18 protein-coding genes are annotated in these 23,208 nt (G+C 52.9%); all 18 read left to right on the plus strand.

Annotation, left to right across the window (positions count from 1 at the left end):
* The first annotated feature begins 706 nt into the window (after positions 1–706).
* A complete protein-coding gene (gene wbaP, locus HFD92_RS09005; RefSeq protein WP_009089249.1) occupies positions 707–2,140 on the plus strand; it encodes an undecaprenyl-phosphate galactose phosphotransferase WbaP in 1,434 nt (477 codons plus the stop codon).
* 287 nt (positions 2,141–2,427) lie between these two features.
* Complete coding sequence (locus HFD92_RS09010; RefSeq protein WP_009089251.1) at positions 2,428–3,567, plus strand: polysaccharide export protein; 1,140 nt, start codon at positions 2,428–2,430, stop codon at positions 3,565–3,567.
* Positions 3,568–3,576: 9 nt separating this feature from the next.
* Positions 3,577–4,011 carry a protein-tyrosine-phosphatase gene (locus tag HFD92_RS09015; RefSeq protein ID WP_009089253.1) on the plus strand — a complete coding sequence of 145 codons (435 nt, stop codon included), beginning with the start codon at positions 3,577–3,579 and terminating at the stop codon, positions 4,009–4,011.
* Between the two features lie 12 nt (positions 4,012–4,023).
* Positions 4,024–6,201: a tyrosine-protein kinase Wzc gene (gene wzc, locus HFD92_RS09020; protein WP_009089255.1), complete on the plus strand. Its 2,178-nt coding sequence runs from the start codon at positions 4,024–4,026 to the stop codon at positions 6,199–6,201.
* A gap of 277 nt (positions 6,202–6,478) precedes the next feature.
* Positions 6,479–7,615, plus strand: coding sequence for an EpsG family protein (locus HFD92_RS09025; RefSeq protein WP_009089257.1), 1,137 nt, complete (start codon positions 6,479–6,481; stop codon positions 7,613–7,615).
* Positions 7,616–7,729: 114 nt separating this feature from the next.
* A complete protein-coding gene (locus tag HFD92_RS09030; protein WP_009089259.1) occupies positions 7,730–8,647 on the plus strand; it encodes a glycosyltransferase family 2 protein in 918 nt (305 codons plus the stop codon).
* A gap of 69 nt (positions 8,648–8,716) precedes the next feature.
* Positions 8,717–9,469: a glycosyltransferase family 2 protein gene (locus HFD92_RS09035; protein ID WP_046102193.1), complete on the plus strand. Its 753-nt coding sequence runs from the start codon at positions 8,717–8,719 to the stop codon at positions 9,467–9,469.
* Between the two features lie 46 nt (positions 9,470–9,515).
* Entirely contained in the window at positions 9,516–10,550 is a 1,035-nt protein-coding gene (locus tag HFD92_RS09040; RefSeq protein WP_009089262.1) for a glycosyltransferase, read from the plus strand.
* 82 nt (positions 10,551–10,632) lie between these two features.
* Positions 10,633–12,849 (plus strand): phage tailspike protein, encoded by a 2,217-nt coding sequence (locus HFD92_RS09045; protein WP_009089264.1) that lies wholly within the window; start codon positions 10,633–10,635, stop codon positions 12,847–12,849.
* 157 nt (positions 12,850–13,006) lie between these two features.
* Positions 13,007–14,269 carry a colanic acid biosynthesis pyruvyl transferase WcaK gene (gene wcaK / locus HFD92_RS09050; RefSeq protein ID WP_033736181.1) on the plus strand — a complete coding sequence of 421 codons (1,263 nt, stop codon included), beginning with the start codon at positions 13,007–13,009 and terminating at the stop codon, positions 14,267–14,269.
* 4 nt (positions 14,270–14,273) lie between these two features.
* Positions 14,274–15,497 (plus strand): glycosyltransferase, encoded by a 1,224-nt coding sequence (locus HFD92_RS09055; protein ID WP_009089267.1) that lies wholly within the window; start codon positions 14,274–14,276, stop codon positions 15,495–15,497.
* Complete coding sequence (locus tag HFD92_RS09060) at positions 15,494–16,834, plus strand: lipopolysaccharide biosynthesis protein (RefSeq protein WP_167428798.1); 1,341 nt, start codon at positions 15,494–15,496, stop codon at positions 16,832–16,834. Before HFD92_RS09055 ends, HFD92_RS09060 begins: the two co-directional genes overlap by 4 nt.
* Before the next feature lie 278 nt (positions 16,835–17,112).
* The gene (gene galF / locus HFD92_RS09065; RefSeq protein WP_009089271.1) at positions 17,113–18,015 is read left to right on the plus strand and encodes a UTP--glucose-1-phosphate uridylyltransferase GalF; all 903 of its coding nucleotides are present in this window, start codon (positions 17,113–17,115) and stop codon (positions 18,013–18,015) included.
* A 42-nt stretch (positions 18,016–18,057) separates the two neighbouring features.
* Positions 18,058–19,071, plus strand: a complete 1,014-nt coding sequence (galE, locus tag HFD92_RS09070; RefSeq protein ID WP_009089272.1) for a UDP-glucose 4-epimerase GalE — start codon at positions 18,058–18,060, stop codon at positions 19,069–19,071.
* Positions 19,072–19,503: 432 nt separating this feature from the next.
* Positions 19,504–20,583 (plus strand): dTDP-glucose 4,6-dehydratase, encoded by a 1,080-nt coding sequence (gene rfbB / locus HFD92_RS09075; RefSeq protein WP_167428799.1) that lies wholly within the window; start codon positions 19,504–19,506, stop codon positions 20,581–20,583.
* On the plus strand, positions 20,583–21,470 hold the full coding sequence (rfbD, locus tag HFD92_RS09080; RefSeq protein ID WP_167428800.1) for a dTDP-4-dehydrorhamnose reductase: 888 nt from the start codon (positions 20,583–20,585) through the stop codon (positions 21,468–21,470). The genes rfbB and rfbD overlap by 1 nt, the downstream gene beginning before the upstream one ends.
* A gap of 44 nt (positions 21,471–21,514) precedes the next feature.
* Positions 21,515–22,396: a glucose-1-phosphate thymidylyltransferase RfbA gene (gene rfbA / locus HFD92_RS09085; RefSeq protein WP_111208244.1), complete on the plus strand. Its 882-nt coding sequence runs from the start codon at positions 21,515–21,517 to the stop codon at positions 22,394–22,396.
* Positions 22,396–22,929 carry a dTDP-4-dehydrorhamnose 3,5-epimerase gene (gene rfbC, locus HFD92_RS09090; protein WP_111208243.1) on the plus strand — a complete coding sequence of 178 codons (534 nt, stop codon included), beginning with the start codon at positions 22,396–22,398 and terminating at the stop codon, positions 22,927–22,929. Before rfbA ends, rfbC begins: the two co-directional genes overlap by 1 nt.
* Positions 22,930–23,208: the final 279 nt, after the last annotated feature.

Genomic DNA, 23,208 nt, shown 5'->3' on the forward strand with positions numbered 1-23,208 from the left:
CCGGATAGCCCGGATTTATCGTGCAAAAGATGAGCATAACGGTGTGACGGTTTGATTAACTCTGCAGAGGGGAGGGGAGATAATTCTTACTCATTCTGCACCGTGAAAACGATATTCACCTGCGGGGCTTATGCGATTTATCGCAGCGGGAGTATGGCATTAATCCGAATTATTACGAAAGGATTGCACTGCCTGTCTGGCTTCAATACTAATCGCTGGTAGTCTTTTTCCTAAAATAGTCCAGGGATGGCGGGACCTGCTTGTAAACAAGCCAGTAATAACTAGTATAGCAACAAGTTAGCAAACTCTTCCCCAGAGTCGTAATTTGCGTGCCGATTCGACATTAATCGCAATGTCCGGATTGCGTAATTTGAGCGCGAACGTCTGTATGATGCGTTCCGGTAACGCTGACGCATTATGGGGAGCAATATGAATGATGACAGCGATATTGGCAGCGACAGCCAAGGGCGGTAGCGTGCCTGAATCGTGTTTTTCGTTGATAAAATGAGCAGCGCTGGCGGTGATTAAAGTCAGAGTAATCTGTTGGTATTCATCACAATATTATTGGATTTATGGTTAAGATCATGGGCGTAAACGCCGCAGGAGCTCCCCTTAGAAACGGCTCAGTCTGAAGAGGCTTCATCGTTCAGCGATTAAACAGGCGATAGCCGTTGCGGGTTAAAGGAAATAAAATAAAGAGTTAAATATGCGCGATACACAATTTACGTTTAAAAGTCTTATTACCAAATTAACGCTGGCCTGTTCAGATTTAATTTGTTTCAACGCAGCTTTATTTATAGCGATGATGCTAATTAATGTTCAGTCAGATTCGCCGCTGGCAGATATTTCTGAAAAAGAAATGAATCTACAAATTGCCACGCACATTTGTCTGTCAATTATTTGCATCGGCTGGTTCTGGGTAAGACTTCGTCACTACACTTACCGCAAACCTTTCTGGTTCGAATTAAAAGAAGTTTTTCGTACCATTCTTATATTTTCTGTTATTGACCTGTCGATTACCGCGCTGTCGCAGTGGCAGATGTCGCGTTTTGTCTGGCTGCTGACCTGGGTACTGGCGCTGATTTTCATTCCAACCTGTCGCGCCCTGGCAAAACGTCTGCTTAATAAAAATGGCTTGTGGAAAAAACAGACCATTATTATTGGCAGCAGCAAAAATGCCCACGAAGCCTGGCAGGCGCTGCAAAGCGAAGAGGTGATGGGCTTTGACGTGGTGGCCTTCTATGACGTTGATGGAACCTGCCCGCAGGAGATCATGAATGGCGTGCCGGTGCTGCGCGACGAGCAGGAACTCTGGCATCTGGCCAGCAGTGAAACCCAGTTCATCGTGGCGGTGGAGTTTGAGCAGAGTCAGTACCGCGATATGTGGCTGAAATCGCTGGCGATGCACAACTGCCGTTCCGTTTCCGTTATCCCGACCCTGCGCGGTGTGCCGCTCTACGGGACCGACATGGCCTACATCTTCAGCCATGAAGTGATGATTCTGCGTGTTCAGAACAACCTGGCGAAACGCACGTCGCGCTTCCTGAAGCGGACATTCGATATTGTCGGTGCGCTGTCGATTATTCTGATGCTGATGCCTGCGCTGCTGGTGCTCGGCTTCCTGGTTGGCCGTGATGGTGGACCGCCGATTTATGGTCACGAACGTGTAGGAATGAATGGCCGTAAATTTAAATGCCTGAAGTTCCGTTCGATGGTGATTAATTCCAAAGAAGTGCTGGAAGAGGTCCTTCGTACTGACCCGATTGCACGTGCGGAATGGGATAAAGATTTCAAACTTAAAAATGATCCACGTATTACTAAAGTGGGCCACTTCATTCGTAAAACCAGTCTGGATGAGTTACCTCAGCTCTGGAATGTGGTGCGCGGTGATATGAGCCTGGTCGGTCCTCGTCCGGTCATTGAAGATGAACTCTGCCGTTATGCTGGTGATGTTGATTATTACCTGATGGCTAAGCCAGGCATGACGGGATTGTGGCAGGTCAGCGGTCGTAATGATGTTGACTATGAAACCCGCGTCTATTTCGACTCGTGGTACGTAAAAAACTGGTCACTGTGGAATGACATCGCCATTCTGTTCAAAACAGTGGGTGTCGTCCTGAAACGTGACGGTGCGTATTAAGTGTGAGTCGAAAGGAGTGCGTTAACGCGCACTCAGAGGTGTTGTGCCGTTGTCAGGCGTGTCGTTGTTGGCGCCATCGTCAGGGATATCGTCGTGCATTATTGGTCTACTATGATGCACGGCACACAGATTCGCCCTGACAGATGGCGACAACGTATAACAAGTGGAGCAAGGATAATGAACGACAGGTTCAGAGCTTAAGTCAGGCAGGATTTACTTTTTTTGTTGGACGCTTACACAGCGGCGGTTTCGCCTCTATCAATAAATAACTGATAGCGAAGATCTAAATGATTACAATCAAAATGAAATTGATACCCTTGCTGGTATCCGCCACATTCCTCAGCGGGTGTACGATCGAACCAGGTCAGCGCCTTTCTACGTCGGGAAAAGATGTCATTGAGCAGCAGGATAGCAACTTTGACATCGACAAATACGTCAACGTCTTTCCGTTAACCCCTTCACTGGTTGAGAAGATGCGTCCTAAGCCACTGGTGGCCCAGGCGAACCCGACTCTCCAGAACGAAATTCAGAACTACGAATACCGTATCGGTGTGGGTGATGTCCTGACCATCACGGTCTGGGATCACCCGGAGCTGACCACCCCAGCCGGTCAGTATCGTAGCGCCAGCGACACCGGCAACTGGGTACACTCAGACGGCACCATCTTCTATCCTTACATCGGTCGTGTACGTGTCGCGGGCCGTACCGTCGGCGACGTTCGTAACGAAGTCGCCCGCCGCCTGGCACAGTACATCGAAAGTCCTCAGGTTGATGTCAGCATCGCCTCGTTCAAATCACAGAAAGCCTACGTGACCGGTTCAGTCACCACCTCAGGCCAGCAGCCGATTACCAACGTGCCGCTGACGATTCTGGATGCGATTAACGCCGCGGGCGGCCTGGCTGCCGATGCAGACTGGCGTAACGTCGTGCTGACGCACAATGGTCGTGAGCAGCGTGTCTCTCTGCAGGCGCTGATGCAGAATGGCGACCTGAGCCAGAACCATCTCCTCTATCCGGGCGATATCCTCTACGTTCCGCGTAATGACGATCTGAAAATCTTCGTCATGGGCGAAGTGAAGCAGCAGGCGACCCTGAAAATGGACCGCAGCGGCATGACGCTGGCGGAAGCGCTGGGTAATGCGGCCGGGATGGATCAGACCACCTCTGACGCCACCGGTGTCTTCGTTATCCGTCCACTGCACGGTACCGATCGCAGCAAGATTGCCAACATCTATCAGTTGAACACCAAAGATGCGGCATCCATGGTGATGGGCACCGATTTCCAGCTTCAGCCTTACGACATCGTTTATGTCACCTCTACACCGCTGACGCGCTGGAACCGTGTGATCTCGCAATTACTGCCAACCATTGCGGGTATCAACGATGTGAGCGAGAGCGCGCTGCGTATCCGCAACTGGTCGAACTAAGGTCTGACCATGATTACGTCCGTGTTAGTCGTTTGCGTCGGCAATATCTGCCGCTCTCCCACCGGAGAGCGCCTGTTTAAACGCGCGCTGCCCGATTTGGATGTTCGTTCTGCTGGCCTGGGGGCGCTGGTAGGCCACCCGGCCGACCAGACAGCCTCTGACGTCGCCGCTGCGCAGGGTCTGTCGCTGGACGGTCACCAGGCGCAGCAGCTGACGGCCGAGATGTGCCGTCAGGCCGATCTGATTCTGGTGATGGAAAAGCGACAGATTGAACAGGTGAATCGCATCGACCCCGCTGCGCGTGGCAAAACCATGCTGCTTGGGCACTGGCTCAATCAGAAAGAAATTGCGGATCCGTATCGAAAAAGCCGTGAGGCCTTTGAAGAGATTTACGGGTTACTGGAAAACGCTACCCAGAAGTGGGTCAACGTATTAAGCCGATAGTTGGGATTATCCATGAATATAAAAAATAAGGTCAGAACCGCGCCGGGAGAGGAGTCGAATGGATGGGATCTGGCGCATCTTGTGGGACAGCTAATTGATCATCGCTGGATCATTGTTGCCGTTACCGCTTTTTTCATGCTGGCGGGAACACTCTACACACTGTTTGCGACACCGATTTACAGCGCAGATGCGCTGGTTCAGGTTGAGCAGAAGAACGCCAGCACCGTTCTGAACGAAATTGACAGCATTCTGCCACCGACCCCGGCGTCTGATACGGAAATCGAGATCCTCGAATCCCGTATGGTCATCGGCAAAACGGTTGACGATCTGGGTCTGGATACCGTGGTTGAGCAGAACTACTTCCCGGTTATCGGTAAGGGTCTGTCGCGCCTGATGGGGAATAAACCTGCCAGCATCGCGATTTCCCGCCTGGAAATCCCACGCACCATCGACAAGCGTAACGTGGAACTGGAAGTGACCGGCCCGCAGAGCTACACCGTTTCTAAAGATGGTGATGAGCTGTTCAAAGGTAAAGTCGGTCAGCTGGAGTCGCACGGCGACGTCACCATGCTGGTCAGCGAGATCCACGCTGACGAAGGCACCAGCTTCACCGTCACCAAGCTGAACGATTTGCAGGCAATCCGTTCTGTTCTCTCCAACCTGACCGTAGCTGACAAAGGTAAAGATACCGGCGTGCTGGGTCTGGAGTACCTGGGTGAAGATCCGGAGCAGATCAGCAAAGTCCTGAATCAGATCGTGAACAACTATCTGCTGCAGAACGTTGAGCGCAAGTCTGAGCAGGCCGAGAAAAGTCTGGAGTTCCTGCGCACTCAGCTGCCTGCCGTTCGCAGCAAGCTGGATGATGCGGAAAACAAACTGAACGCCTTCCGTCGTCAGAACGAATCGGTTGACCTGTCACTGGAAGCGAAATCTGCCCTGGACTCCTCTGTCAGCGTGCAGAGCCAGCTGAACGAACTGACCTTCCGTGAAGCGGAAGTCTCTCAGCTGTTCACCAAAGATCACCCGACCTACCGTGCGCTGCTGGAAAAACGTAAAACGCTGGAGAATGAGCAGGCCCAGCTGAACAAGAAAATCTCTGGCATGCCTCAGACTCAGCAGGAAATCCTGCGTCTGACCCGTGACGTTCAGTCTGGTCAGGAGATCTACATGCAGCTGCTGAACCGTCAGCAGGAGCTGGGCATCAGTAAAGCGAGCACCGTGGGTGATGTCCGCATCATCGACAGCGCGCAGACAGCAAACGCGCCGGTTGCACCGAAGAAGATGCTGATCATCGCCGCAAGCCTGATTCTGGGTCTGTTCGTGTCGGTCGGTCTGGTTCTGCTGAAAGCGCTGCTGCATCACGGCATCGAGAACCCGGATCAGCTGGAAGAGCTGGGCATGAATGTCTATGCCAGCGTGCCTCTGTCAGACTGGCAGCGTAAGAAGGATACCGAAGCCCTGGCGCGTCGCGGCAGCAAGGTGAAAACCGATCCGCACGAAACGCTGCTGGCGCTGGGTAACCCGACTGACCTCTCTATCGAAGCGATTCGTAGTCTGCGTACCAGCCTGCACTTCGCCATGATGGAAGCGAAAAACAACATCCTGATGATCACCGGCGCCAGCCCGGGTATTGGTAAAACCTTTATCTGTGCCAACCTGGCGACCCTGGTCGCGAAAGCGGGCCAGCGTGTCCTGTTCATCGATGGCGACATGCGTCGTGGCTACACCCACGAACTGCTGGGCGCGGATAACAAATCAGGCCTGTCCAACGTCCTGTCCGGTAAAACCGAGTTCAGCCCGGCGCTGATTCAGCAGGGTGTATACGGTTTCGACTTCCTGCCTCGTGGTCAGGTGCCGCCGAACCCGTCTGAGCTGCTGATGCATCGTCGCATGGGTGAGCTGCTGGACTGGGCAAGCAAGAACTACGACCTGGTATTAATCGATACGCCACCTATCCTGGCCGTTACCGATGCGTCAATTATCGGTAAGCTGGCAGGCACCTCGCTGATGGTGGCGCGTTTCGAAGCCAACACCACGAAAGAAGTGGACGTCAGCTTCAAACGCTTTGCCCAGAACGGTATTGAGATTAAAGGTGTGATCCTCAACGCCGTGGTGCGTAAAGCGGCCAACGCGTATGGCTATGGGTACGACTACTACGCCTACGACTACGGCAAGACCAACAAAAGCTGATCATTGAGTAAGCAACAGGGGGCGGTCTGACCGCCCCTTTTTATCGTCCCCTTGAATGACGACACGCATCAATTGACACAGGTTATTCTGTCCGGACCCGGAAAAGCGATAAAACGATAAATCGCATGGCGAGCGTCACTCAACAGACTTCATCTCCAGCAGGGCATCGCCCGCACGTCATTTATGATCGTGCTCTCTGGCTCGCGGAAAAGCCGGCCGGGAAGGCGAAGCAGGATGATTGCTGGCATGAGAACTTGTGGAATTAAGGAATCACACCATGGCTCCCTATTGGTATGTATCAGGCTTTTTACTGCTGCTTGCGCTGTTTGAAATTGCGCTAAAAAAAGACGAACGCACAAATCATATTCTGACCTGGCTGCTCTGTGTGGCCGCCATACTGTTGATTGTTTTCGGGGGGATTCGCGGTCTCGGCACCGGCATGGATGATTTCCAGTACCGGAGCTTCTTTGAAGACTTTGTCAGACGTATCGAGATTAACGGCTTCTTTAAAACCGTCGCCTTTTTCCGTTATGAACCGCTGATTTTTGCGATCGCCTGGCTGACCAGCCTGTTTTCGCACAACGCCAGCATCTTTCTGTTTGTCTTCTGTGCGATTGCCGTTTTCATTAACACTTACTTTTTCCGGAAGATGTCACCCTATCCGGTGCTGGCGCTGATGCTCTATTCGGCGCACATCTTTATCAACAAAGACATCAACCAGATTCGCTTTGGCCTGAGCTCGGCGCTGTTCCTTGGCGTCCTGTGGTCGATCTATCTCAAGCGCTACTGGTGGGCGTTTGCCTTCTTCGTGCTGTCATTCACCAGTCACAACACCGGGATCATGGTCGTGACGCTGGTGCCGTTCCTGTTTATTCGTGACTGGCGCTGGTGGCCGGTGATCATCATCGTGGCCAGCCTGCCGCTCTCCGTCGTGGGCGGTTCCAGCTTTATTGCCCTGATTGCCGGACATCTGGGATCGCTGGGTGAGAGGGCGTCGGGCTATAACAATGACCCCTCTTATGCGATGGGTGGCAGTATCCTGGCGGTGTCGAACCTGAAAAACATCATGCTGGTGTTTGTGTTTTTCTATTTCATGCTGACCGATGAGCTGAAGCGCGAAAATTACGCCCAGTATCGTCTTAACTATCTGCTGATTTTAAGTTTTGCCATCGGCGGTGCGATCAGGATCTTCCTGTACAACTTCCCATCCGGTTCGCGTCTGTCTAACTATCTGCAGCAGGTTGAACCGATCATCCTGACCTCGCTGATTTATCAGGCCAGACGGTCATGGAAACCCGCGCTGTTTGGCATGCTGGTGTTCTTCCTGCTCTATTACCTCTACTACAACACCATTTCAACCAAGCAGGCGGTGACCGGCTATGAAGTGGCGCGGGAGTTTTGGTTGATTCACTGATTACCGGGCGGCTGGACTCTCCAGAGAGGCAGCCGCCTGTCAGATCCCCGGTTTTTCTTCGACGGTTGTCGACTGAACTGTTTATTTTTGAATTATTTTGATGAGGTGCTGGCCATGAAGGACATTCGTTTCTCTATCGTAATTCCGGCTTATAACGCGTCAGAATCGATTGTCACGACGCTGGATTGCGTTAAAGCTCAAACGTATCGCAATTTTGAGGTCATCATCGTTGATGATAAGTCGGCGGATGCCGCCGCGCTGGCGGACGTTGTTCGCAGCGAACGCTATCAGGAGCTGGATATCAATCTGGTGCTCTCTGAGGTGAAACTTAACGGCGCCGGTGCGCGCAACAAAGGCATTGAGCTGGCCACCGGCGACTATGTCAGCTTCCTGGACGCCGATGACGAGTGGGCCGCTGACAAACTGCAGCAGGTGAGCGAGAAAATCGCGCAGCTGGAGGGGCAGGGCAGACAGAAATTTGTCATCTTCAGTCAGGTCAATATCTATCAGGATGGATCGTTCCTGAAAGTAATGCCGATGCAGCCACCAGGCAAAAACGAAACCGTCGCCGAGTATCTGTTCGGCTGCTACGGCTTTATCCAGACCAGCACCATCGTGCTGAAGCGGGAAGACGCGGCAAAAATTCAGTTCGATACCCGCTATATCCGCCATCAGGATTATGATTTCTGCATTCGTGCCGACCGCATGGGCTATGACTTCGTGATGATTGCCGCGCCGCTGGCGAACTATCATCTGGTCACCAAATTTGGCTCCAAGCACAAAGGCGAATCGGTGAAATATTCGATGTTCTGGCTTGATACCATGAAGCCGCATCTGACCCCGCGTGATATCCACACTTACAAAGCCTTTAAGCTGCCGCTGCGCTACAAGATGGATGGCAAGTCGCTGATGGCGAGCCTGAGCTTTGCCCGCTACTTCTTCCTCACCAACAAAGATAACCGTGCCTATTTCATGAACCGGGTCAAAGACAAGGTCAGAGCACGTTTCGGTGGTGAGAAAGCGATCTCCTGACGCGCGGCGCGTCCCGCTCTGCTCCTGATATCAGGAGCCACTCTCTTTTCATTTAATTCAGGGTTGAAGATGAAGACTTCTGTTGGAACCGTTGGCATTGTGATGCCTATGTATAATGCCCGTCAGACGGTATTACGCGCCGTGCAATCGGTGATCAACCAGCACTATACCGACTGGCACCTCTATCTGGTCAACGATAAATCCACTGACGACTCGCTGGCGTTTGTGCGCGAGCACTGCCAGGACCCGCGCATCACCATTCTGGACAACGCGGTCAACATGGGCGCAGCAGAGACCCGCAACGTCGGGCTGCGTGCGGCTACGGAAGAGATCATCGCCTTCCTCGACAGCGATGATGAATGGCATGCGGATAAGCTGACTCAGCAGGTGGCTGCCATTGAGGCCGGTGATGATTTTGTCATTACCGAGTATCACTACAAAACCCGCAAGGCTGAGCACGACATCACCTACGGCAAACCTTATCTGCAGCAGGAAAATTTCGTGAAAAAGCAGTATCGCGTCTGCTTCTCTTCCGTCTGCTTCCGCCGCCCGCCTCAGGGACTCTTCTTCCAGCGCAAAGGGCACGAAGATTTCCTGTTTCTCTATGAATTGTTCACCCGCTACAAGCAGGCACGCGTAATTCAGACGATTCTGGTCAACTATTACGAGTTAGGGGATTCCCTTTCACGTAATAAGAATAAAGCGGCCCAGTGGCACCTCGAATTATTAAGAATTATCTATAAAAACAATCCTTTAAAAATCTATTACTATTACGCCTGGTATATGGTGAATGGTGTGCTGTTTACCCTTAAGCATCGTTAAGCCCGTCGGCAGGATTGTCTTTAAAATTTGAGGTGGATAGCGTTTCATGAAAAAAATTGTCCTGGTGATCAAAGATGCTTACTCCTATGCGGGCACCGAGAACATCTGTAACTTTATGTCAGAATGTCTTGGCGAAACGCATGACGTCACCATCTACTCGCTGGAAGGCAGCGGAAAAACCTTCTACCCGTTTGAGCATGTCAAAGAGATTGTCAGCTTTGAAGGGCAGAGCAACCCTATCAAAAGCGCGGTTGCCCGAATCCATGAAGAGGGTTTCGACACCGTCTTCCTGATCAGCATGGGCCGCCTGAGCGTGATGTTCGCCTTCTGGAATCTGCTGCTGATGAAGAAGAAGCGTGGCAAAGCCTACGCCTGCGAACACATCGCCATTAACTCCTTCAGCAAACCGATTAAGTTCCTCAAGTTCCTGCTGCTGCGCTACTACGACCGCGTGATTGTTCTGACCGACAAAGATCATCAGGTGTTCAGCCGCTGGCGCATTCCCAGCATGCAAATCCCCAATCCGGTGGTTTACAAAGGCTATCAGCGCCAGACCCGCTCCCGTCAGGCGCTGGCCGTCGGACGTCTGGATAACCAGAAGGGGTTTGACCTGATGCTGGATATCTGGCGCGACTTTGCCAGAAAACACCCGGACTGGACGCTGGTGATTGCCGGTGACGGTGAACTGCGTCAGCAGCTGCACGACCAGGCGGCAGTGCTGGGGATCACCGACAGTGTGAAGTTTGTCGGCAAGGTCAGCAACATCAATGACTACTATCGCGACAGCGACATGGCGCTGATGACCTCCCGCTATGAAGGATTGCCGCTGGTGCTGCTGGAAGCGAAATCCTGGTCACTGCCGGTCGTCGCCTACGACTGCCCGACCGGGCCTCAGGAGATCATCAACCACGGCGAAGATGGTTTCTTGGTGCCCATGAATGACAAAGCCACGTTTCTGGCGCGAATGGAGCAGCTGGCGACAGATGATGCGCTGCTCTATGCCATGAGCGAAAAAACGAAACAGACCGCGCTGAAATTCGACGGTAATCAGATCAAAAAAAGCTGGCTGTCATTGGTTTAACCGGAGCTGGAAACGCTCACTTGCGACGTGCCTCAGGGACACCGCCATGGCCAATGGCCTTATTGACTACGGGAATTGATGCATGAAAAGAAGAGAAGTGTTACAGACCGCCGCCTCCGCTCTGGTGGGGGCTCTCTCCGTGAGCACCTTTTCCAGCTACGCTGCTAAAAGTAACGGCATTGCCCTGAAACCGGTTGATGCCACCGCCGTGCCGAAAGGAGACGTGCCGATCCTGACGCCGGAAAATGTCTACGCGATGCCACCGCAGTTCTGGCAGAGCTTTGAGGGTAAGCTCTGGATTGGTAAAGCCGGTGTGGATGCCAGCAAGCCTGGCAACCAGATTCCGGTCTTCCTGCGTGACGCCAGCGGTAAGGTCTCCGAGATTGCTCAGCCTATCGCGTTGAACAAGGGCAACTTTGCGCAGTTTATCCAGGATAATGCTGCGCTGATTGCCGATCCTTCGCATTCGATGACGGTAGAAGATAATAACGGGCAGACCCTGTTTAACATCGCGGATGTCAGTCGCCCGGGCGCCGCTGATTTCAGTCAGCGCCTGTCACAGCCAGCGGGTTATCAGCTGATTGGCGAGATCCCGTCCGTGGCGGAGTTACGCAAGACCCGTCCGCTGTTTGAAGGGGCCAAGATCAAACTCAAAAGCTGGCACGAGGGACGGGAAGTGGGCGGCGGCGAGTTCGTCGGCAGCTTCCAGCCCGCGCAGAATGATGGCGGCGTCAACTTTGCCGGTGACGGCTTTCACTGGCGTCGTGTGGTAGACGATTTCAACCGCCTGACGCTGTTTGATTTCGGTGCCATCGCCGATGGGAAAACCGATACGGCACCCGCCATTATGGCGATGTTCCAGTGGTCGCAGCAGGCGAACCAGCAGATCTGCGTTCAGTTCCCGGCCGGGACCTTTATGGTCTCCGCCTGCAACCTGGGCGACAAGTATCTCAACTTCTTCCGCATGTCCGGTGCGATGGTCAACTTTGGTTACTTCCCGGCGACCACCCTCGTTTCCGATGGTAAGTCAGAGTTCGTCTTCCAGATGAATGCCCGCCGGGTTGAGCTTTCCAACCTGATCTTTAACGGCAACAGCGATAAGAGTCCGAACCAGCAAGGCTTTTTCCATAACATCTGTCCGGGCGGACAATATTTCCGGGGTGCCTGCCTGCGCTTTAACGCCGTCGGCGGTACCGCCATCAGCCTGCAGGATACCCTCGATTGTAAAATCGACCAGTGGTATGCCTCCCGCTGCAGCGGCGACGTCATCAAATCGGGCTGGTCAGGACAGAAGCAGGGCAAATGGGACCACAGCACCGCTATCGAGCTGTCGAACTTCAACGCGCAGTACTGCCGTGGGGGCAAAGTCCTCAACCTGCCGCGCTGCGGTCAGTCGATTATCCACAACGGCTGGATTGAGCACTGTGACAACCCGGGCGATCTCTCCAACGGTCAGTGGATCGTTGATGCGCTGAGCCTGGAGGATTGTAAGAACCCGCTGATCGCCCATAACACGCGTCTGAATATGCGCCAGACCAGCCTGCAGTCGGGCAGCTGGATCGATAACTCGATGCAGGGCGATCGTCTGCTCAGCATCTGGGAGATGGGGTCGACCCGCGTTGAATCTTACGGCGTCGCGCTGGATGGCAGCCTGAAGTACAACTACATCACCTCGCGCTGGCGTCTGGAGAACAACACCAACCAGGAGACCTGGTTTGATCTCGGCAGCCTCTACTCACCCACGGTGGGCGACTCCTGGGAGATCGAAATCTTTGGTCAGGCGCAGTTCAGCAACGGCAGCGGCGACAAGCCCCTGATGAACCTGATCAGCGACAAAACCACCGGTGGCCGCGCCGTGATCCACGTGCAGCGCAAGAAAGACCTCTCTGAAGCGAGCTGGTCAGCCGAAGGCAGCAGCCCGGTCCTCGATGTGCGCTATGTCGCTGAACATGACACCGACGTTCGCCTCTTCGTCAAACTGGCGGGCTGGACGCCATCGGCCGCCGTGCTGGTGAAAACCACCGGCAAGGATCGCTTTGTTACCGGTCGCTGCGCGCGCGTTAACGCGCGGATGGAGCCAGGCAATCCGCCGGCGGGCGATAAGACCAAACGCGCGCCGCAGCGCTTCAGTCTGCACAACGGCAAAGCGGGTGTCGGGGCCAACGAGCAGGGCGATCTGCTGATGGCGTCGCGTCCGCTCTCTGCCGATCAGGTCGATACCAGCAAGCCGGAAGGCTTTGTTTCCGTGGTCATCAACGGGAAACAGGTTGCCCTGCCTTACTTTGCCATTAAGTCATAACCCTTGCATGACGGCCGCCACAACGGAGGCGGCCGGTTTTAACAGGAGCGGTACCTTTGGGTGCGTTATCCCGTAAGCATTATTTTGAACAGAGCTCATTTTGCCCATGACGGATCCGGGCGGCTTACAGAATTAAAAAAATTTATTCGGAGTTGTTATGAAAATTTTATTGGTGGGTAACCATACGTGTGGGAATCGTGGGGATGGCGCGATTCTTCGTGGACTGATTGATTCAATGAAGTCTGCACGCAGTGATTTAGACATTGATGTGATTAGCCGTTATCCAACCAGCTCCGGTTATCTGCTCCAGCAGGATATTCAGCAGGATGCGCTGTTTCTGCACAACAGCAAGTCAGGAAAAGGTCTGGTCGGTTCGTTTAAGCGTAAAGTCGCGAACCGTCTGATGCCCGACATCATGATGGCGCACCTGGGCAAGGGCGGCGTCTTTAAGTCGTTTGCCGTGCCACCGCACCTCAAAGCCTTTACCGAAAGCCTGGCGAAATATGACGCCATTATTCAGGTTGGCGGGTCATTCTTCGTCGATCTCTATGGCGTCACCCAGTTTGACCACGCGCTTTGTGCGCTGATGGCGAAAAAGCCTATTTACCTGATTGGTCACTCGGTGGGCCCGTTCCAGAACCCGCGCGTCAATGCGCTGGCGAACTTTGTTTTTGACCGCGTTAACAGCCTGGTTCTGCGTGAGTCGGTCAGCCTCGATCTGATGAAACGTGATGGCGTGACCAGCTCGAAAGTCGCGGCCGGCGTCGACACCGCTTTCCTGGTGCGCGCGCGTGAAGTGGAAAATCCGAGCCATAACCTGCTTCACTGGCAGGGGATTATCAGCAGCCGTAAAACCATCGCCATCACCGTGCGCGAACTGGCGCCGTTTGATAAACGTTTGGGCGTCACACAGAAAGAGTATGAAGCAGCCTTTGGTCGGGTGATCAATGCGATGATCGCAGAAGGTTACCAGGTCGTGGCGTTCTCCACCTGTACCGGCATCGACAGCTATGCCAAAGATGACCGCATGGTGGCGCTGACCCTGCGCGATCACGTGGAGCAGCCTGAGCATTACCATGTCATCATGGATGAGTTTAATGACCTGGAGCTGGGCATCCTGCTGAGCCACTGCCATCTGACCATTGGTACCCGCCTGCACTCGGCGATTATCTCCATGAACTTTGGCACCCCGGCCGTGGCGATCAACTATGAGCACAAGTCGATGGGTGTGATGAACCAGCTGGGTCTGCCGCAGATGGCAACCGATGTGAAAAGCCTGATGGATGGCTCGCTGATCGACAAGGTGAAGAGTGTGCTTGCCGACTACGACAACATTAAGCTGAAGGTCAATACGGCCGTTGCGAATGAAAGGGAAATTGGCAACCGGATCACTGAAGAGATTCTCAAAGTATTAGGGTAATGTGATGAAACTGACTTTTTTCACCATGCGTTTCCCGGTTGCCTCTGAGACATTCGTTCTGAATCAGGTAACCCATTTTATTGATGCCGGTTACGAGGTGGAGATTATTTCAGTCTTTCCCGGCGATTTAGTGAACCGGCACGCCGCGTTTGATGAATATGGTCTGGCGGCGAAGACGCATTATCTGCTGCCGGAAGAGAAGATCTCAATTGTCGATAAGCTCAACCAGCGCATCAGGCTGGTGCTGCCGAACGTGACCAAACCGTCGCTGCTGCGTTCGCTGAACATGCGTCGTTACGGCGCGCAGTCCAGCAAGCTGCTGCTGCCGTCGATCGTGGCCAACGCGAAGCAGACCTTCACCGCGGATGTTTTCCTGGTGCATTTCGGCTATGCCGGTGCGCTGGCGAACAAGCTGCGTGAGCTGGGCGTACTGAAGGGCAAGCAGGCGACCGTGTTTCACGGCGCCGATATTTCCCGTCGTCACATTTTGGAAGAGCACAAGCTCGACTACGTCAACCTGTTCCGCCAGAGCGAACTGATGCTGCCAATCAGCCACCTGTGGGAAAACAAGCTGATTGAGATGGGCTGCCCGCCGGAAAAAATTCATGTGACACGCATGGGGATTGAGCCAGAGAAGTTTAACTTCCAGCCGCGTCAGGCATTTCACAAGCCGCTGCGTATCGTCTCGGTGGCGCGCCTCACCGAGAAGAAAGGGCTGGATGTGGCGGTGAAAGCCAGCGCCATCCTGAAGCAGCGGGGCGGTCAGTTCCAGTACACCATCATCGGCAATGGCGATCAGGATGAGATGATGCGTGATTTCATCGCCCGCGAGGGGATGGAAGATTGCGTCAGTATGCCGGGCTTCAAACCGCAGGAGGAGATCCGTCGCGCGCTGAGCGAAGCGGACATCTTCCTGCTGCCCTCCAAAACTGCCGCCGATGGCGACATGGAGGGGATTCCGGTTGCGCTGATGGAGGCGATGGCGGTCGGCCTGCCGGTGGTCTCCACCTTCCACAGCGGTATTCCCGAACTGATTGAGAACAACGTCTCCGGCTGGCTGGTGGAAGAGGACGATCCCGAGGCGCTGGCAGAGACGCTGCTTAAGCTCTCTGAGGGCGAAGTGGATGTGGCCCCGGTGGTCGCTGCTGCGCGGCATAAAGTTGAGACGGAGTTCAATCAGCATATCGCTTATGGCGAACTGGCACAGATTCTGGAGCGACTGGTGTGAGTGGATTTAAGTCACAGGCGATTTGGCTGTTTGGCAGCACCTGTTTTTCTGCGGTGCTGCAGGTTGCACAGCTGAGCTTTCTCGCCCGCAAACTGGAAACCCACGAGCTGGGACTGCTGGCCATCATCAACGCCATTCTGGCGGTGGCGGGTGTCCTGCAGGATATGGGGATGAGCAGTTATCTGGTGCATCGCCAGAACATCACCCGCCGTGAGCAGAGCACCATCTACTGGGTTAATGTATCACTCAGTCTCTGCACCGGCCTGATCATGCTGCTGATCGCTTTCCCGGTGGCCTGGTTCTATCACCTGCCGGAGCTGACGGGGCTGATCATGCTGACCAGTCTCAACTTCCTCGTGCTGGGACACCTGTCGCAGTATCAGGCGCACTACATCAAGACCAGGCGGATGGTGTCGCTGGCGAAGATTGAGATGGGCACCAAGCTGTTTGCCTTCCTCTGTGTGGTGGCAATGCTGGAGTTCACCTCACTGACCGTAGCGGCAGCGATTCTCGGCCTGTTCATCAACGCCTTTACCCGTATCCTCTGCATGATTGCACTGGGTGAGAAGTCATGGCGCCCGACCTGGGAGTTCGACAAAGCGACGTTCTTCGGGGCGATTCGCTACGGCAGCTACCAGCTTGGCTCCCAGACCATTAACCAGCTGCGCACCCAGGCGGATGCGCTGGTGGTCGGTAAGGTGATGGGCGCAGAGATGCTGGGTGTCTACTCGCTGGCGAAAGAGCTGGTGCTGCAACCGCTGAAACTGGTGACGCCGGTCATCAACCGTCTGGCTCTGCCGCGCTTTGCTGAGAAGCAGCACGATGCCGAGCAGCTGAAAAAGCTGTTCCTCAAGGGCACGCTGGGGATCATGCTGTTCAGCAGCGCGATGTATCTGGTCATTGGCATCTTCTCGCCGGTGATCGTCCGTATACTTTATGGCGCATCTCACGAGCAGGTTTATCATCTGATCCCGCTGATGCTGCTGTTCGGTATGCTGCGGCCGATGGGGGGACTGACCGGTGCCATTTCGCAGGCTAACGGACGCACCAACGTCGAGTTCTACTGGAACATCGTGGCGAGTATCGTGGTGCTGAGCGTGCTGGCGACCACCTTTATCTGGCCTAACGTGCTCTATGTGGCGCTGACGCTCTCCATCTCGCAGATCCTGATCTCGGCGCTGGCCCACCCGTTCTTTATCAAGCCGGTGATTGGCATTCGCTTTATGCCCTATGCCCGGCAGTGGGTGGCGGTGTCGGTGGTCTTTGTCGGCCTGATGGTGCTGGTGAACCACTTCAATCTGTTCATCATGCCGGAGTGGTTTGAAGGCTGGCTGTAATCATCACGCAGCGATATCAACGGGTGACCTCAGGGTCGCCCGTTTTCATTTATGGCTGGTCTCAGCCATGCAACGAACAGTGCTGCAGATCACAGTGACAATCTGCGATTACTGATTGTCTTTACTCAGTTTATGGTATCGCCTGCAATGGGCAAAATGCCGAATTTCTAAGTTATGACAGAGAGTTACTGTCCGCTTTTCAGATAAAGATTATACTTGCTCTTCCGGCCGATCCTGCATAATCGACCCACATCTTCATTTTATTAAACGGAATAAATATGACCAAGCTTAAAGCAGTAATCCCGGTTGCGGGCCTCGGTATGCATATGCTCCCTGCGACTAAAGCCATTCCGAAAGAGATGCTGCCTGTCGTCGACAAACCGATGATCCAGTACATCGTTGACGAATGTGTTGCCGCAGGTATTAAAGAGATCGTGCTGGTCACGCATGCATCGAAAAATGCGGTCGAGAACCACTTCGATACCACTTATGAACTGGAAGCGCTGCTGGAAGCGCGTGTGAAGCGTCAGCTGCTGAGCGAAGTGCAGTCTATCTGCCCGCCAGGCGTAACTATCATGAACGTGCGTCAGGCACAGCCGCTGGGTCTGGGCCATTCGATTCTCTGCGCCCGTCCGATGATCGGTGATAATCCGTTTGTCGTGGTGCTGCCGGACGTGCTGCTGGACGATTCCACTGCTGACCACCTGCGTTATAATCTCGCGGCAATGGTTGCCCGTTTTGAAGAGACCGGCCACAGTCAGGTTCTGGCACAGCATATGCCTGCCTCCGACCTCTCTGAGTACTCGGTGATCACCACCGAAGAGCCGATCAATAACCCAGGCGATATCAGCCGTATCACCAACTTTGTTGAGAAGCCAGAGCATCCGGCTGAGCTGAACTCTGACCTGGCTGCGGTAGGACGCTATGTGCTCTCTGCGGACATCTGGGCTGAACTGGAGCGCACTGAACCGGGTGCCTGGGGCCGTATCCAGCTGACCGATGCGATCGCCAGCCTGAGCAAAAACAAACCTGTTGATGTTTCACTGCTGACCGGTCACAGCTTCGACTGCGGTCGTAAACTGGGTTACATGCAGGCGTTCGTCTCTTACGGACTGCGTAACAACGCCCAGGGCCGCGATTTCCGCGAAGCGATTCAGAACATCCTGGCAAAACAACAGTAATTATTTTGCCGCGCACTGCGCGGCAGCTTACAAGGAGTGCACATGGCTATTTTGGTAACGGGCGGGGCGGGCTATATCGGTTCCCATACCGTACTGGCGCTGCTGCAGCGCGGTGATGATGTAGTGGTGCTGGATAACCTCTGCAATGCCTCACGCGAAGCGATCAACCGCGTTGAAAAGCTGGCGGGGAAGAAAGCGACCTTCGTCGAAGGCGACATCCGTGACCGCGCCTGCCTGCGCGACCTGTTTGCCTCAAACAGCATTTCCGCCGTCATCCACTTCGCCGCGCTGAAAGCGGTCGGAGAGTCGACGCGTATGCCTCTGGAGTACTACGAGAACAACGTCGCGGGTACGGTAGTGCTGCTGGAAGAGATGCGTAACGCGGGCGTCTGGAACTTCATCTTCAGTTCATCGGCCACCGTTTATGGCGCGGATGCACCGGTTCCCTATGTGGAAACAACCCCGATTGGCGGCACCACCAGTCCTTACGGCACTTCTAAGCTGATGATCGAGTTCGTCATGCGCGACTTTGCCAAAGCAGAGCCGAAGTTTAAGGCGATTGCGCTGCGCTACTTCAACCCGGTTGGCGCGCATGAGTCAGGCGAAATCGGCGAAGACCCGACCGGCATCCCGAATAACCTGCTGCCTTACATCGCACAGGTCGCGATTGGTCGTCTGGAGAAGCTGGGTGTGTTTGGCGGAGACTACGATACGCCAGACGGCACCTGCCTGCGTGACTACATCCATGTGGTCGACCTGGCTGAAGGACACCTGAAAGCGCTGGACCATCTGAGCAAAGTTGAGGGTTACACCGCCTTTAACCTCGGCGGCGGCAAAGGGTTCTCGGTTCTGGAGATGATCAAGGCGTTTGAGCAGGCCTCCGGCAAAGCGATTCCGTTTGAGATCAAACCCCGTCGTGACGGAGACCTGCCTGCCTTCTGGGCGGATGCGTCCCTGGCGAACCGTGAGCTCGACTGGCGCGTGACGCGCGGCATCGATGAGATGATGCGCGATACGTGGAACTGGCAGAGTAAGAACCCGGATGGGTTCCGGTAGTTGAAAAAAGGCGAACTGAGGTTCGCCTTTTTTAATGTTTACATTGAAATATCTTATCGACCCTTTCTCACTATTCTGATTGTCTCGTCCTGGCACATCAGTAACCATCCCCTGCGTCAGTCAAGCGCTCATAAGTTGAACTAACACCTGTTAAACAAACGCATTTTATTCGTAATAGCCATACCTGAGTGATAGAATTTGCGATTGTTGAATGATAAACCCACTTAAACAATTTCATTAATAAAGTGATATCAATCAATGAAATGCTGATCGTGAAGCGAGTGCTCGGTATCAGCATAGTCATTCGTCTGAAGACAATCAGCATTGTGGGAGCTGTAACCCAGGGGCGGTAGCGTGCTCTGGACGCATATGATTGTCTGCAATTTATACAGGCACCCATGCCTCAGATAGCTTGTCAGGAATAAACACGTTATGAAGATACTTATCACTGGTGGTGCAGGTTTTATCGGTTCGGCAGTTGTCCGTCATGTTATTAACAATACGAATGATGAAGTTATAAACGTTGATAAACTGACCTATGCAGGCAATCTTGAGTCATTAAAAGACGTCAGCGACAGCTCCCGCTACACGTTCAGACAGGTTGATATCTGTGATGGACAGGCTGTCACTGACGTGCTGAATGAGTTTCAGCCGGATGCGATCATGCATCTGGCTGCCGAAAGCCATGTAGACCGTTCGATTACCGGACCGGCAGAGTTTGTTCAGACGAACGTGGTAGGCACCTATGCGCTGTTAGAGGCGGCACGTCATTACTGGAGTGCCTTACCTGAAGCACGTAAAAATGCCTTCCGTTTCCACCATATCTCGACGGATGAAGTTTATGGTGATCTGCCGCATCCGGATGAAATGGATGGTGAGCTGCCATTGTTTACCGAAGAGACACCTTATGCACCGAGCAGCCCTTACTCCTCGACTAAAGCTGCCAGCGATCATCTGGTTCGCGCATGGGGTCGCACCTACAAGTTGCCAGTGATTGTCACTAACTGCTCAAACAACTATGGTCCTTATCACTTCCCGGAAAAATTGATCCCGCTGATCATCAGCAATGCGCTAGAAGGCAAACCACTGCCAATCTACGGTAAAGGCGATCAGATCCGTGACTGGCTCTATGTTGAAGACCACGCGCGCGCACTCTATACCGTGGTGAAAAAGGCAAAAACCGGGACTACTTACAACATCGGTGGCCACAACGAAAAGAAAAACATCGATGTAGTGCTGAAGGTTTGCGAATTGCTGGATGAGTTGCGTCCAAAAGCAACCCCGTATAGCGATCAGATTACCTACGTTCAGGATCGTCCGGGACACGATCGCCGTTACGCGATCGATGCTGCTAAAATTGAAAAAGACTTGGGCTGGAAACCGGAAGAGACCTTTGAAACAGGCCTGAAGAAAACTGTCGAATGGTATCTGAATAATTCACAATGGGTTGAGCATGTGAAGAGTGGTGCCTATCAGAACTGGATCGAACAAAACTACGAGAAACGTAGCTAATGGATATTCTGCTTTTTGGTAAGAACGGTCAGGTTGGCTGGGAGTTACAGCGTGCGCTGGCACCGCTGGGTAATCTGATTGTCGTAGATCGTCACTCTACTGACTTCTGTGGCGATTTTGAAAATCCTGAGGGGATTGCAGAGACAGTTCGCAGAATCAGACCAGCCGTTATCGTCAATGCTACTGCCTATACCGCAGTGGATAAGGCTGAGTCAGAAGAGGACAAAGCCCGTCTGGTCAATGCTACCTCAATTGATGCGCTGGCCAGAGCGGCCGAAGAAACTGGCGCGTGGTTGATTCATTACTCAACCGACTATGTGTTTGATGGATCGGGTTCTCAACCCTGGCGTGAAGACGATGCAACAGCGCCACTGAATGTCTATGGGCAGACCAAGCTGGAAGGGGAGCAAGCCATCGTCAGTAACATGACTAAATACCTCATCTTCCGCACCAGCTGGGTCTATGCCGCGAAGGGAAATAACTTCGCTAAAACCATGCTTAAGCTGGCAAAAGATCGCGATGCATTGTCTGTGATTAACGATCAGTATGGCGCGCCAACCGGGGCAGAACTCATCGCTGATAGCACTGCTCACGCAATCAGAGTGGCGCTGGGTAACAGTGGCGTTACTGGCATTTACCATCTTATTGCAGCAGGTGAGACCACCTGGCATGCCTATGCCACTAAAGTGATTGAGTTTGCGAAAGCACAGGGTGTTGAGCTTCAGGTTCAGACAATTAATGCGGTACCCACCAGTGCATTCCCGACACCGGCTAAACGCCCGGCTAACTCAAGACTCAACACGGAAAAGTTCCAGCAGGCTTTTGGTCTGACACTGCCGGACTGGTCTGTGGGCGTCGAACGTATGTTGCTTGAAACTCTTATTTAATAGCCGCAGGCTGCACAAGCGGCCTGGTCAATTAAGGTGAAATAGTGAAAAAGAATAAAGGTATTATTCTCGCTGGTGGCTCAGGAACACGCCTCTACCCGGTGACGATGGCAGTGAGTAAGCAACTGCTTCCGGTCTATGATAAGCCAATGATTTATTATCCACTCAGCACGTTAATGCTGGCTGGTATCAACGATATTCTGATCATCAGTACGCCGCAGGATACGCCACGCTTTGAGAGTCTGTTAGGTGATGGTTCCCAGTGGGGGATTTCGATTCAGTATAAAGTTCAGCCAAGTCCGGATGGCCTGGCGCAGGCCTTCATTATTGGTGAAGAGTTTATTGGTGAGGATTCTGTCGCTCTTATTCTGGGCGATAATATTTTCTACGGGCATGACCTTTACAAGCAGCTTGAAGCCGCGTCTGTGAAAGACGAAGGGGCCACGGTCTTTGCCTACCACGTGACCGATCCTGAGCGCTATGGTGTTGTCGAGTTTGACAGCGAAGGTAAAGCTGTTTCACTGGTAGAAAAACCTGAGCATCCTCGCAGTAACTATGCCGTAACCGGACTCTATTTTTACGATAACCGCGTGGTTGAGATGGCGAAAAACCTCAAGCCATCACCGCGCGGCGAACTGGAGATAACGGACATCAACCGCATCTACATGGAGCAGGGTAAGCTTTCTGTATCCATTATGGGCCGCGGACATGCCTGGCTGGATACCGGCACGCATCAGAGCCTGATGGAAGCGAATAATTTCATCCAGACCATAGAATCACGTCAGGGGCTGAAAGTCGCTTGTCCGGAAGAAATTGCCTTCAGAATGGGTTTCATTAATAAAGAGCAATTACAGGAACTGGCTAAGCCCTATCTTAAAAATGAATATGGCAAATACCTGATGGCGCTGGTGGAAGGGCGTTTATAATGAAGATTATCGATACTAAAATTGCTGATGTAAAAATTATTGAGCCAAAAGTCTTTGGTGATGAACGTGGTTTTTTCCTGGAAACGTTCCAGAGTGAAAAATATAAGCGCGCGCTTAACATTGAAGGTGAATTTGTTCAGGATAACCATTCGCGCTCAGCAAAAAATGTGTTAAGAGGTTTACACTTCCAGCGCAATAATCCTCAGGGCAAGCTGGTTCGTGTTGTAAGAGGGGAGGTTTTTGATGTCGCAGTCGACATCAGGCCTGAATCACCAACCTATAAACAGTGGGTTGGCGTCTATCTGTCAGAAGAAAATAAGACGCAATTCTGGGTTCCGCCAGGCTTAGCACATGGCTTCGTCGTAATTTCAGATTTTGCAGATTTTGAATATAAATGTACCAACTATTATGATCCTTCAAGCGAAGGCTGTCTGTCATGGAATGACCCTGAATTAGGCATTGACTGGCCTGTTTCAGATCCTATCTTATCTGAAAAAGATAAAGCCGGATTACTCCTGTCCGAACTGAAGTGATTATTTTGATTTGTTAAAGTTAAGGATGAGCCAATAAAAATGGCCATCCTTTACTTGTTTTAAGGCGCAGTGTCGCTGAAATTCCAACACAGATTGTATCAATAAAGATTGAGAAGAAAGCTCAGTTTACACCAGAATTTAACCGACAGGCCCGGATGCCTTTTAAAACACGAGAAAATATTAATCATCGTGTGTCTGGCAATCAGTATTGCCGGGACTATAAGCGTTTGAAGTCAAAATTAGTTCGTAACAGCAGTAAAAACTCCAGCTCAAGCTTTT

Origin of the sequence: Pantoea sp. EKM101V, from assembly GCF_011800325.1 — a bacterium.
Classification (GTDB): Bacteria; Pseudomonadota; Gammaproteobacteria; order Enterobacterales; family Enterobacteriaceae; genus Pantoea; species Pantoea anthophila.